The following is a 13,084-nucleotide window of genomic DNA, read 5'->3' as shown; positions in this document are numbered from 1 at the left end:
AAAATTTCTGACACCCCCAAAATTACCCACGGCCCCCTTCGCCGCTCTAAACACACTCGGCACAAACGGCAGCAAGCTGAACCCCAGTGTCATGTAACTGTCCGTGCTGGAACGGCGTCCCGCTTCCAGCCGTTCGGCCATCGTATCGGCATGCTTGGCCCGATGAATGTCCATGGAGGTCCTGGCGATACCCACTACGTCAAAGGCACCGAAGCCTACGAACAACGCACCGCTAGCAAACCCTGTGGGTGGGAATGCAATTGCCGCTGCCGCAGTCAGTACGGCAGCGATAGTCAGCGCAATAATCGACCACACCCTGTTGGGCTCCTTGCGTCCATACATGGCAGACTCTGCGCGGTGCCCCGTGGGGTCGACGAAGTTGATCGGGTCTCCCAGGCAATACATGTAGGGGTTGAGGCCACCCGCACCAAACGGGCTCAGCGAGTCGGGGCTGTGGAAGCGCATCAGTGAAGGGTTGTAAGCCCGATAACCTCGTCCCAACAGGTACCAACCGCTCAGTTCATCGCGGACTTCGCCATTGAAGCCCAACGGGCAACTGAGTGCCTCACCCAGGGCTTGCTCACCGTAGGCGCCATGAACCGCCCTGCGCAGGGTGTTTTCGCTGCTTTCGGCCAGCACGCTGTTCTTGCTGTCGGTGATCAGCAACAACGTCTTGTCCGCATCGCCCTGAGTTTGTTGGCCCAGAGGCTGACTACCGTGATACAGAAAATGGGTCTTGTCGTTACCCTGTTCGATCCGGCTCAGGCGGTCCCCCTGATAGAAACGCAACGCTTCCTTGTCCTGGCCATGTTTGACACCCAGCAGGTGGTTATGGGCGTCGTAGCGGTAACTGCTGACAATCTTGCCGGCAGCATCAGTCACCTTCAGTAGACGGCTCTGGCTGTCGTAATGAAGACGCTGGCCATGTTCATCCTTGCGCAAGTTGCCGTCTGAGTCGTATTCAAGCTCAACCTGCGCCGGGTAAGTGGGGTGGTTGTGCGTCACGTTCACCAACTGGCAGGGATCGTATACGGCGTAGCTAAAGAAGGCATCGTCCGTACTGTTGTCGGCAAACTCGGTGTACATGTAGGTGATATTGTCCAGCACATCAAAGGTGAACATTTGTTGGGCAATTGCATTGCCATAGCGGTCTTTTGGCCGCTCAGAGCCTTCGCAGGTATACGCTTCGAGCCGGCCTCGCGCATCATAGACAAAGCACTCCAGCAACGCTGTCGAGCCGGCCACCTGCAGGTGCCGGCTGGCCAGTTTGCCGTCCTCACGCCAGGTTTGGCTGATGCTGTGCTCTGGCTGCCCACTCAATGCCTGGGTACGCTGGATTTCCCGGCCATGGTCATCGAACCCCAAGGCCGTGCGCAGCAATGTCTGGGTACGCTGGATTTCCCGGCCATGGTCATCGAACTCCAAGGCCGTGCGCAGCGATATGTTGGTGTGCTGGTTGCAGGTAGTCATGACATTGGTGCGGCCGAAGCTGTCGTATTCGAACGCTGCCACCAGCAGGCCTTGGGTCATGCTTTTGACCCGTGCCAATTCGTCGTAACGGTAGGTGATCAGCAGGCCATTGCTGTCGAGCCGAGTCAGCGGGCGCCCGGCAAGGGTCTGGGTGTAGGTGGTTTGCCAGTGGGTTGCAACGGCGGCATCCTGCCAACGTTCACTGACCAATTGGCCACTTTTGTTGTACTCGAACGCGTGATGTCCCTGGGTGTTGTTCGACACCTTCAGCAGGGCGTTGGCTGCGTCATAGTTGAAACTCGACTGCTCGTCTGGAGCCTGGCTGCCCACGGGAGTGTCGACCAGTCCGAGTGTGTACTCATAGGTAATTTCCTTGCCGCTGGCAGTGGTCAACTTGCGTACGTGGGGCTGACCACCGTGGTACTCGAATTGCTGGAGCCGCTTGCCACTGGTTACCTGGGTCCGGCGCCAAAGGCCATCAAAGGCCTGGGTACCGATTTCGTGCTGATCCTGCTCGCTGAGCCCAGCCGACACGGCAATGGGCAGCGCATCACTGCTATGTGTGGCATACGTCAGGCTGACCACCTCACCGTTGGGCAGTGTGCTGCGGTGCAAGCGGCTGAACGGGTCGAACTTGAACCGGGTGACATTGCCTTGCTCGTCCATTTGCTCAACACAGTTGCCCAGGCCGTCGTAACGCAACACGCGAGTCGCCACGGTCTTGCCTTGGGCATCCAACTGCTCGATCTTGTCCTCCTTGTCGAACAGGTTGAAGGTGGTACGGCTCATGCCGACGACACGTGCGGGTGTGTCGGCGCTTTCGGTCCATGAACATTCGGTGAGCCGGGTAGGGTCTTTCACACTGAGTTGCGCAACGCCATCCGGGCCGATGGTTTTGCACTGCTCCCCCCAGGTGTCGTAGGCAAAAGTGCTGGTCAGCGGTATGTCCTGGCCGCCGTCCCAGTCGATGTCAGTGTGTGCTGCCAACTGTCCAAAGCTGTTGTAGGTGGCCAACGATGTTTTGCGAAACGCATTGACGGATCCGCCCAGTGCATCGGCGTCCTGACGCTCCACGCTGATGATGCGGTTGAGCCCGTCCATCCAGGTGCGGGTCTGCACGCCATTTACATCAGTGATCTGTTGCATGGCCTGCTGACCCTGAAGGCCATTGGTCAACCAGTATTCATAGGTTTTTCTGGCTTCGTAAGGTGTATCCGGCGCTACGGTTTCTCGAGTGACACGACCCATTCGGTCATAGGTGATGAGCATGACATTGCCGTCGCCATCATCGTTGAACACGCTTCGGCCGGTCAGCAGTTCGTTCTCCTGGATAGTCGTCTTGCATGAGCCGTCGTTGCCAGTCAGGGTGCTGAGCGTTTGCAGAACCTTGGTGTTGAGGTGAACACGGTCATTTGTCTTGATCTGGTAACTGAGTTCGGTGCTGTTGCGGGTCGAGGCATCACCGTGGAACGACTTTTCGATCCTGTGCAACATGCCATGACACAGAGGGTCTTGCGGTGTATCGAAGTACTGATGGGTCTCGCGGCTCAGCTCCATGCGAGTGCCGTTCTCAAGCAGTTGGTTCAGGGTTTCATCCTGTAACGCCAACCACGTACCGACGCCTCCAAGGCCTTGTTGGGCAGCATAGCGATAGTCGGACTGCAATACGGGCGCCTGTTCGCCGATAGTCGCCGCAGCGGGGAATACTGTCTTGCGCTTCAGGCTGCGTACGAAACCTTCCGGGTCTGCCGGGCAGGCGCCGCCTTCGCCGGCAGCGGAGTACCACTCCTGGGTTTCCACAACACCATTGGCGTTGACCTTTTTCACCAGGTTGCCAAACACGTCATACAGTATGGTGGTCGTTTGCTGATGCTGGGGGGCAACGACCTCGCTGTAGTACCAGGTTTGGGTGATGGTCGCCGGGAGTTGGCAATAGGGTGGCTGGTCTTTGAAGGTGAGCCCTTTCTCCAGGTGATAGGTGGTGCAGGTTTCCAACCTTGCGTAGCCTTTCTCGGGGTCAGGGTCGCGTTGTGACAACTCCTCCAGCACCATCAGGTGGAAACGGTTGTATACCCGCCTGGTGGTGCGCTTGGCTTGCTCGAACAGCGGGTCCCAGAGCATTTCAGTGGTTTCATAGGTGTAGTCATTGGTGATCTGGTAAAGATTGTCCAGGCCATCATCACTCCACACCAAGCCACTGCCATGGCCGAGGAAGTTACGCTCCGTATTGTCATATTTGTAACGCGTTTGTAGCGGCGGCTGGTCAAAGCCCGGGTGGAGAGTATGCGAAGCCACCCGAGGTAGCCCTTGTGCGCCAGGGCGCGAGGAAGGGAACCTGTGCGAGGTGTCATAGGTAATGACTTCACGACTGCCGGTGGGCGACCTTACCGTACTCAGGCACGTCATCCCTTCTTTGGTGAGGTACTCAAAGCGCCAGGACGCCTGGTCGTCAGTGGGTAAAACAATACTGCTGGTAACGCCGTTCAGAATGCTCAGGGTAAACGACGCTTGGGCAGGGCTGTCCGGTAGCAAGGTCAGCTTGAGTACCCCATTGTTGCGTTTAACGCTCAACAGTTGAGTGAAACCATCGGCAGCCAGAATTTGGCTGAGCAGCGGCGAGGTGACATTGAACGGCTCATAGTGGAGGGTGACCGAGTGACCTTGGGGGGAGCGCATTTCTACTGGCAATGCGAGGCCGCCCAAACCGACCTTGAGTATTTCAATCAGGCCGGACTTATGGACGACGCGATAGACGTTGGGGTTGTCTCTGTAGATCCGGAACGAGTCGAGTTTTTTTCCGGCACGACCCCCTCGCCGAGTACTGGGAAGTTAACCCGAAAAGTTTCTCCGGTATGCAGTGAAAGTACTCTTTTTGTCGGATCAAATTGTGAGAGTTGTAGATTCCAGCCTTTGCCAAAGCCACTATCAAGACTATTCAAAGGGTTGAAAATCAGTTGCAGCGAAACGACCGGGCCTGCCAGGTTGTTGGCCTTGACTTCAGGCAGGGACAGTGAGCAAGTGTATTGCCCGGTGCGCGGGTCGACCGCACCACTTATCGGGTTCATGAAGTTGAGGGCGTTGGAGCTGACAGGGGATGAAGTGGTCATGGTGTGTTCCAGGTAGGAGAGCTGCGTTCATCTGCAGTAATTAATGCCTTCAGGGTTTATTGGCCGGTGGTGAAGGTTCTACTTCCACGCAACTGAGCAACTCCCCCCACTCTTTGCCTTTCAGGTCCGCGCCTACAAATTCATCCTCAAGTCGTGCGGTTTTACCGTCACCGATGGATTTTCCTTTTTGGATTGCTGCCAGGTCGGCGAAGCGCATGAATATTTTTTCGCCCCAGTGGGTAGGCTGCTTGGTGGTTTTGATGGTGAAATAATACTCGCCCTTGTTTTTGGCGCGTACACAGCCGTCATAACTAATAAAGGTAATCAATGTCGCAGAGGGGACGCTGCTGAGTGCAAATCCTTTGGCCTTGTTTTGTTTACAACCGCTTGTCTCCTTGAGGTTATACATGTGGCGTACTTGGCCCGCAGGCAAGCCGGCAGGAATCGAACAGACAACAGCGCCTTCGCCGTCGGTAAGTACGATGGTTCCGTCCGCTCGTACGGCACCGGCATGAAGGGCTGAAAGTGCCAAGGCGCTGGCGCAGGCAGTGTGCAGGGTTTTCTTCAATATATTCATGAGTTTGCCTCTCTTGGCTGTTGTGCCCAACCTGAACAGGCCAGGTTCCAGTGGTGATGTTGGATGGAATCTACCACCGATTTTTTGCGTCGGAACCTAGCATTTCTACCAGTATTCGATGGTGGCGATCGGGTGTAAAACATCTCTCAGTGTGTGGCCTCAGTGCAGTGTCACTGACGCTATTAATGTGTGTTGAGAGGTGTACGGAAATGTCAGAACTGCCCCAGGCGCCCTATATACCATTGTTGCGCAGGGATACCTTGGACCCCGAAGACATGGGGCCGGATGCGCCACTGATGACGTATGCAAATTACGCCGGCATGGCGTTCGGCGATGTGCTGTATCAAAGTTGGTGGGGCTTGACCGAAGACGGCACGCCAAAAGATATTCCGGGCAACAACCCTATTGATGTCAATCCAGCGCTGGTGCAGCCGCAAGGCTATCCGATGCCGGTCGCTAGTGATTTTGTAAAACAGCAAATCAATGGTCGTGTGTTCTATTCCTACTTTTTGCTGCGTAACGCAGGGTCGTCGAAAGAGGAGTCAAAACGTATTTATTTTGGTATTGGGCCGGTTGGCAGAATACTCGCACCCTTGATAAAGGAGGCGCATGGCCAGCAGCTTTCACATACCCCGCCAATTGATGTAGGTAACGACCTGACTATTGCAGTTGTTCCCTATGGGGTGATGTCACGAGGGGATGTCGTCAAACTCATCTGGAAGGGGCTGAATGAAAAAGGAGGTTCTGTCTCAGGGCCCAGCTTACCCCCCAAAACATTGGATGACAGTGACACCGACCCTACTAATAATCCGGGACACGTGTTGAGGTGGGCGGTGTCAAAAAATAGCCTGCTCCCAATCAGACAAGGGCTGCTCACACTTCAATATGAAATCACCTACGCCGACTCACGACAGGCACCAACGTTGTCAGCACAACGGACCTTCCTGATCAAGGCGCCGACCGAGCCAACGCTCATCGAACCGAGTGTCAAGGGGCTGGTGGGCACAGAAATAAACCCGGCTCAGTTTCCTGACGGCCTGCGCGTACAAGTGCCGTTTGATGACGATATGCAAGTGGATGATGAGGTGGATGTGTATGGCACTCGGCTCGCCCCTGGCAATGCAATTGGTAAAAATGTGGTTGAACATCTGCGCCTTGATCTCACCCATATCAGTAGCAAGAAAATTGAACTGCCTGTTGCCTATTCGTGGCTCAAGGACAATCAAGGTGGCCGTGTCGCGGTGCGTTATCAATACGCACGTGCCAATACCAGCCGCGCCAGCGCAGCGTTGGCGTTATCTATCGTCGAGCCCCTTGTGCTGCCGCCGCCTACAGTGGATGCCACGGTTCTGGCCAACCAACGCACCGAGTTGGACCCGGTGAGAGCGATTGACGGTGCGTTCATTCGGATGCCAGACGGCGCAACCATTCCGGCGGGGGCAAAAGTGATTGCCTACTGGCATGGCAATGGGCAGGGCGGATCGTACCAGGTCGATGTACCAAGCCAGCCCGAACCGATGAAGTTCAAAGTGCCCGGGAGTGTGCTGCCTGCAAACTTTGGCAAGACCGTTGCGGTGACGTATAGCGTGAATGGCCAGGCGGCAGATGAATCGCTGGCTTTGTTCGTTCGGCCATTGGCGACGGCCAATCATCCACGTATCGAGTGCAATAAAGCCGGGACGGGCTCGCCGGCGTACTTGAAACGCGCTGATGTTGCCGCGGGCGGGGTGATGCTGACGATTGGCAAATGGTTGTTCATGGCAACCACACAGAACGTTCGTTTGACACTCAGAGCCGTGGGCGTTGAGCGGGACATCATTGCGTCTCGTAGTGTACAGCCGGGTGAACTAACCACCGGGGTAAAGGGCGCGCTGAGCCTGTCGGATTTGCTGGGTATTAAAGACAACTCACCCTTTACTTTGACGGCCAGCGTCAGTTTTAACGGGGTGGATGAGTTTTATGAGTTCAAAGCGCCACTGAGCTTGAAGCTGGTGCAGTGAAGTTATACCTACCTAATAATGAGGGCTTATCATGAGCAATAAAAAGGCACTCGCCGAATTGGTTGCTGCGTCGCAGGGCAAGTCCATGACGTATGGCTGGGATGCGCTGACTTTATATGATCAGCGCAAGGCTAACGAATTGCTCTATCAGTTGTATGTCGAGCGCTTTACTACGGAGAATGGCTATATCTCCCCTGCCTCGTTTGTTGCAGCGGTAGGCGGGGGCTCGAATGATCATATGTACAATTTGAAGTTCAGCTCGCCGTACCTGTCGTTCGAGCAGTCAGACCCTACCACGCCTGCGCCGAAGACCACGCTCACGCTGAACATGATTGGTGGCGTGATCGTGAGTACCCGCGAGGATATGTCAGGCCCCCCCCTATGTCAGCGCGGTGAGGAAACTTTTGCCTGAGGGTGGGCCGCAACTGATCATGTCGCAGCCGGTGACCAAAGCCTCGGTGAAAGGGCTGGGTCACGTATTAATTGATATTTCCAATGCCGACAGTTTTATCGCGACGCACAAGATCTCCGACTTGGAGAAGGAAACGGTGGGTCGGCATTTTCAAACGTATTTTGAAACGGAGATCAAGCCGGAACAAAAGGTGTTTTCACTAGGCCAATTGCATGGCTTTGACAATGGCGTGTTGACCCCTAGTCATTTTGAAATAAAAACCCGTAAGGCCGAGGCGCAGGCCGTGTTGGGTGATCTGGCCTACGGTGACGGCGCGGTGATGCTGTTCATTACACTGAAAGGTGGGGTGGACGGAAATTCCTTCCCCAGTAATGAGTCTATGTACTTGCTTCCGCAGGACGGTGGCGGCGAGACGTATACCGGTGCCCTGTACCTGTCCAGCCGGGTGTTGGTTGAAAAGTTGCTGCGGGATCAGGTCGTCAGTAATATCGGCAACGGTATCAAATTTAAACCCTACGCGGGGGGGGCAGGATGTCGCGTTCAAGTTGGAAGCCAATGCAGGCGGGCTGGATTATCCATTCGTATTTGATTACAAGGTTCGTGCAGGCGATTTCGATGCTAAATTTACAACGGATTTAAGTTGTAAGTTTGGGCCGGATGAAGACAGTCGAGCACTGACCATGGAAACTGTCGGGCGCAGGATTGAGTTTACCTGGCAGAAAAAATACAATAGAAACTTTGTTCGGGTTATTAAGTATGACTGGCCTACGCCGGAAGATAAAGCGACCGGTACAGTCACCTTTACGCTGGACTACCGCGTCGTTTTCAATATCGTGTTGGATGACCACGGTGTGGTTCACTTTGAGCGTGATCAATCGGCCAGCAAGTTTGCGCTGGACCTGACGTCCGATCAGGGCTGGCTGCCTGATTTGGGTGGCTTTGAACATGAAATCAAGGGAAGAATCCTGGGCTTCTACGAGCCGAAGTTCAAAGAGGTGCTCCGGCACTTGGAAGCGCCCAAGTCCATTGACACGTTCGTCTTGCGCAATTTGCTGTTCCCCGGTGAGAACGCCCTGCAACTGAGCCAGGCATTCGTGCCGGGAGACTTGGCCGTTTATGGGGAAATTGACCCGCTGCGTACGGCGACCGTACTGTCACCTTCCAGAAGAATCGTGGGGGCGAACAGCAAGATTCAATTCTCTCTTGATCCGCAACCACAAGCAGTCACTTGGAGTGCCAAGGATGTGGACGGTGGTGTTGTACTGGGCGATGTTATTACCCCCCAAGGTCTGTTCACCGCACCTGCCCGCGACAAACTGTCAGATGGCATGCTCACCGTGCTGGTGACGGCGACGGCTGAGTTGAATGGCAAAAAAGATGTGCGCAGTTCGTCGTTGGTGACGGTGGTGGAAAGCATGATTGCAGTGAATCCGATCTTCAGCAGTTGTGGCGCTGGGAAATCGGTTGAGCTGAGTGCTGTTTCGATGGATGGCGCAGCGTTGAAGTGGAGCGTCGTATCGAGCATCGGCTCTACGTTAAAAGCTGTAGAAGGGAAACCGAACGAATACATTTTAATTGCAGGTGCAACCGGCAATTTTGACAATGCGGTGCCCATTGTGTGCGACGTTGTCGAAGTGGCAAACCCTGCGACAGGGGAAGTGGCCACGCTCAATGTGGTGGTTGTCAAAGGGAACATGTTGACACCCAAGATGACAGCTGACAGTGACCTGAAAGCCGGGCGGGTCAGGTTTGAACTGTATGATGCGAGTGATTTGATTTATGACCCTGCAGATTACGATATTACCTGGACGTTGTTCGGCGGGCATGGCGCACTGGATTCGAAAACCGGTATGTATACAGCGCCTGCGGTAACACCCGTCAATGGTTTGGCTGTTATTGCTGCCTCGCTTAAAGATGGTCGCAACTATTTTAGTTGTTTTGTCGCCATGCCATTACCCCTTGCCCATTACGCTGAATTAATTAAAGGCGTCGACAATACCCTGTGTGGTCGCCGTATCAATGACACGCTGCTGGGTGTTGATGTTTAACGCTGGAAGGCCTTCGGGCCTTAATTTGAATATTTGAGTGTAACTGCCATGTCTACTTATTCACTGTCTCAACTCACTCAGCACTTGCAGGGCAAGTCAGTCACCCTTGGCTGGGATGCGCTGGTTTTCATGAACCGGGCCAAGGTCAACACGCTTCTGGAGCAGCAGTATGTTGAGCGTTTCAGCAGCGAGGGGTTCTCCCCCCCCGTTTCCGCCACGGTCGAGGTTTCACGGGACGGCCTGAATGTCGTTGAGTTGAGCGGCCTGATGCTCAGCCAGCCACGTTTGAGTTTCGAGAAGGCGTCATTGCGCAATTCGCGGGTAACCGCAACGATGGAAATCGTCGCGGGTACGGTCAGCTATCTGCGTCGCGGCGATCACCAGGCGCCGGCCACGGTGCTCTCCAGTTATCGGATCGGCGGGGGGGAAAGAAAGTACGTGACGATGGACGTCGACCTGGCCAAGAGCCAGGGCGCTGTGTCTGATGAAGGCAAGGTCATTGTCGATATTGCCGATGGTTTCAACGGGCGTTGCGACCTGGTAGAGGATGTCTATGGCCAGGAGGCGTTGGGTGCGTTCTTCAAGGGCTTGTTCATGGCGCAGCCAGCGGAAGAGCGAGTCTATGTACTGGGCATGCTAGACCTGCAGGATGCCTACGACCTGGCGCCGAACACCTTCATGATCCGCACCATGGCCACGGTGCCCGGGGCCCAAGTACTGTCAGATGATTACGGCGAAGGTGCGGTGGTGCTGTTCGTCAACTGCAAGGGTAATTCGCAACCGGGTGGTGATGAGCCGAATGAAGGGGCACTGGATTACCTGATTCCGAATGATCGGGACGACGCAGGTCGAGCCATTTACTCGGGCGCGTTGGTGGTGGCAAGTAGGGTGATGTTTGACTGGTATATCAAGTTCGCTGTTGAAAACCAGGTCAGGAACGGCTTGAAGTTCAAGCTCAAGCAAGAGTCGAGTGATCTGGCTCGTGAGTTGCTGGGCGATCATGGTGGGTTCAGATTTCCTGATGCTGACCTGAAATGGGAAAGCTTGGCAGGCACTACGGTATTCCAGCATTTCATAAAAAACGTAGATGCTCGCGTCATCGATTTTGCCGCACAAGGGGCTTCACCTGCACTACGCGTACTGTCGCGAGACGGTTGCTGTGTCGTGGACTGGCAGGGCAGGGTGGCACACCGCTATGATTTCGAAGACGTCGTGACAACGTTGGGGATTGTCACCAAACGAGAGCATACAAAATTTGATGTGTATGCGTTACCCAAGGTGAATGTGGAGTACGTACTGCGCAAAACCAGTGGGGAAAATGAATTCGAGTTTATATCGTCTCCCGACTCACGTTCTGATTGCGAGTTTGATTACGACGAGTTCGAGGCACTGCCAGTCAGGGCACCCGATCACTTCAGAGGTGATTTGACAAAAAACTACAAAACCAGTGTGTCCAATGCGTTCAGCGTCCTTGGTAATGTTCGCCTACCCAGCATCAACGTTCTCAGCATCAGCGACATCCTGTTCCCGGGCCAACACGTATTGCAGTTGAGCGAAGCCCGCTTCCCGGGTGATCTGTTGCTGGTCGGGCAGATCGACCCGCGCGAGACCACATTCACCCTCGAGCCACTGCTCCCGTTGGTGAGGTCCGGTGATCAACAAACCTTCACCCTTCGCCAGTTGGGCCTCAATGCAGCGGCAGTCACCTGGCAGGTTCGTGGCATTGACGGCAAGCCCGCCCTGGGCAGCATCAGCCAGAATGGCGAGTACACCGCGCCAAACATTGCCTTCCTCGACGGTGAGGCGCTGCGTGAAGTTGTCACCGCCAGCTATACCGATGAGCAGACCGGCAAGGCAGTGAGCGCATCGGCAATGGTCACGGTTTTGCTTCAGGGTGTGGAGGTGACCCCTTCACTTTCACTCGCCAACATCGCCAAACCTGGGCCGACCCCACTCAAGGCGCACTCACTCAACGGGGGGCCTTATCGCTGGACGTTGCTGGGGCAAGGCAACGGCACATTGCAGGTCAATGGTGATCAGGCCATTTATACGCCACCTGAAATGATTCCGGCCGGCGAAGTGAGGACGGTGCTGATTGAGGTGATTGATGGGGCAGGTGAAAAAACCGTCGCTACCGTATTGGTGCGCAACGGCAACTTCAATTTGAATATCGAACCTGCAGTGCACCCGGGTATAGGGCCTACCGGGCGTGTGCTGTTGAAGGCCGGCGTGGGGCAAAACAGGGTAGAGGCACCGGAATACTACGACTGGAGCGTCGTTGCAGGGCCGGGCAGTGTCAGCGCGTCAGGGGTGTTTACTGCGCCGGCGAAGATTGATGCACCTTTCAGTGTGGTCATGGCCAAGGAGGGGCGAGCCGTGGCGGGTTACAGCGTGATTCGCCTTGCAGAGCATGCCAGGGCTTCGAAATGGAACGCCTTGGAAATCTTTGATTTTGAGGTGCTTGAACAGTCGCCAAGGGTTTACGCCAACGGACTGCAGCAGGCAATGGTCGTCGTGCGAATCATGGCCATTGATCTGGACGGAGACGAGGTCTCGCTGTCGCCGGAGGAGGTTGCCAGTGTTCGCCTGGTCACGGCAGACCAACATGTTCCACTTCCCAAGGCTGGCAAGGACGGTGTTCCGGCAGGTGGCGCCTGGTACTACAGTATTGCCCCGAACGGGTATGACACGTTCCCATACCGTCACGCACTTCAGGAACACAGGCCGCAGGAAGTGTTCACGTTGTCATTTTTTGTGCAGTGCCATGATGTGAAGAATTTGAAAGTGGCAGCCGAGTTGATAGGTGACAATCTTGAGCGCTTTTACTCGAACTCTTCAGACGTTGATCCTGTTTCACCTAATGTGATTGAGTTGATTGCTGTGGCACCTCCGCGCGCAGGGTCCATTGGCGGCAATGTGTTTAGATTCTCTGGCGAGCAGGGCAGGACATCACCCTACAAACGTGTGGTCGGCAGGTCTGACTATGTCAATGGCATTGACCGCGAAAATGATAATGATCTGAATACATTGGATTACTACTATCTGGAGCTGATGGTTGAAGGCGTGAGGTACGACATCAAGGATGTTGTATTCATGGCCAATGGCAACATGGTGAAGTGGGAGAGTGATACGAAAAATGAAGACGTTCACAGTATTGTTGGTTATGCACTTCCCGGCTCGTCGGTGCACCATATTACCCGGGCGCTGCTGCGTAACCTGAATGATGACTCTCCGTTGCCTACGCAAACTATTGAGCCCGCTTATGTGCCCAAGGGCATGCTATTGCTCAGCCTGCAGCGCCGGGAATATTTGCTTCATGATTTTTATATAAAACGTGAGTTTGATCGCGCGCTCAGCCTGATTGTACTTGATCGCTTCGGCAACCGGCATGCGCTCAGTATTGGTTTTACTGATGGGCGTAACCAACTAAGGGTTATTGGTTCTTAGCGTTAACTTACCCCGCTTGATGA

The 13,084-nt window shown here is 54.8% G+C and carries 8 protein-coding genes; 5 read left to right on the top strand and 3 right to left on the bottom strand.

Annotated features, from left to right (window positions below; all coding sequences use genetic code 11):
* From M5G11_RS13225 to M5G11_RS13215, 3 genes are all read right to left on the bottom strand, one after another.
* Positions 1–4,146: RHS repeat-associated core domain-containing protein (locus M5G11_RS13225; RefSeq protein WP_273910725.1), on the bottom strand; the 4,146-nt coding region annotated here is incomplete at its 3' end.
* A 47-nt stretch (positions 4,147–4,193) separates the two neighbouring features.
* A complete protein-coding gene (locus tag M5G11_RS13220; protein ID WP_273910724.1) occupies positions 4,194–4,577 on the bottom strand; it encodes a hypothetical protein in 384 nt (127 codons plus the stop codon).
* A 49-nt stretch (positions 4,578–4,626) separates the two neighbouring features.
* Positions 4,627–5,154, bottom strand: coding sequence for a hypothetical protein (locus tag M5G11_RS13215; protein ID WP_273910723.1), 528 nt, complete (start codon positions 5,152–5,154; stop codon positions 4,627–4,629).
* 209 nt (positions 5,155–5,363) lie between these two features.
* On the opposite strand from M5G11_RS13215, the gene M5G11_RS13210 reads away from it, so the two are divergent.
* From M5G11_RS13210 to M5G11_RS13190, 5 genes are read left to right on the top strand one after another with little or no spacing between them, the layout of a single operon-like run.
* Entirely contained in the window at positions 5,364–7,154 is a 1,791-nt protein-coding gene (locus M5G11_RS13210) for a hypothetical protein (RefSeq protein ID WP_273910722.1), read from the top strand.
* A gap of 31 nt (positions 7,155–7,185) precedes the next feature.
* On the top strand, positions 7,186–7,566 hold the full coding sequence (locus M5G11_RS13205) for a hypothetical protein (protein WP_273910721.1): 381 nt from the start codon (positions 7,186–7,188) through the stop codon (positions 7,564–7,566).
* A 19-nt stretch (positions 7,567–7,585) separates the two neighbouring features.
* Positions 7,586–8,155 carry a hypothetical protein gene (locus tag M5G11_RS13200; protein WP_273910720.1) on the top strand — a complete coding sequence of 190 codons (570 nt, stop codon included), beginning with the start codon at positions 7,586–7,588 and terminating at the stop codon, positions 8,153–8,155.
* Complete coding sequence (locus M5G11_RS13195) at positions 8,112–9,614, top strand: hypothetical protein (protein ID WP_273910719.1); 1,503 nt, start codon at positions 8,112–8,114, stop codon at positions 9,612–9,614. The genes M5G11_RS13200 and M5G11_RS13195 overlap by 44 nt, the downstream gene beginning before the upstream one ends.
* Before the next feature lie 48 nt (positions 9,615–9,662).
* On the top strand, positions 9,663–13,061 hold the full coding sequence (locus tag M5G11_RS13190; protein ID WP_273910718.1) for a hypothetical protein: 3,399 nt from the start codon (positions 9,663–9,665) through the stop codon (positions 13,059–13,061).
* The last annotated feature ends 23 nt before the right edge of the window (positions 13,062–13,084 follow it).

Source organism: Pseudomonas fontis (genome assembly GCF_028656955.1).
GTDB classification, from domain to species: Bacteria; Pseudomonadota; Gammaproteobacteria; order Pseudomonadales; family Pseudomonadaceae; genus Aquipseudomonas; species Aquipseudomonas fontis.
This window is presented reverse-complemented; position numbering and strand designations above follow the sequence as displayed.

Excerpts from the sequence above, each read along its gene's own strand:
- M5G11_RS13210 (WP_273910722.1), top strand. The coding sequence starts at position 5,364 with ATGTCAGAACTGCCCCAGGCGCCCTATATACCATTGTTGCGCAGGGAT.
- M5G11_RS13220 (WP_273910724.1), bottom strand. The coding sequence starts at position 4,577 with ATGACCACTTCATCCCCTGTCAGCTCCAACGCCCTCAACTTCATGAAC.
- M5G11_RS13205 (WP_273910721.1), top strand. The coding sequence starts at position 7,186 with ATGAGCAATAAAAAGGCACTCGCCGAATTGGTTGCTGCGTCGCAGGGC.
- M5G11_RS13215 (WP_273910723.1), bottom strand. The coding sequence starts at position 5,154 with ATGAATATATTGAAGAAAACCCTGCACACTGCCTGCGCCAGCGCCTTG.
- M5G11_RS13200 (WP_273910720.1), top strand. The coding sequence starts at position 7,586 with ATGTCGCAGCCGGTGACCAAAGCCTCGGTGAAAGGGCTGGGTCACGTA.
- M5G11_RS13190 (WP_273910718.1), top strand. The coding sequence starts at position 9,663 with ATGTCTACTTATTCACTGTCTCAACTCACTCAGCACTTGCAGGGCAAG.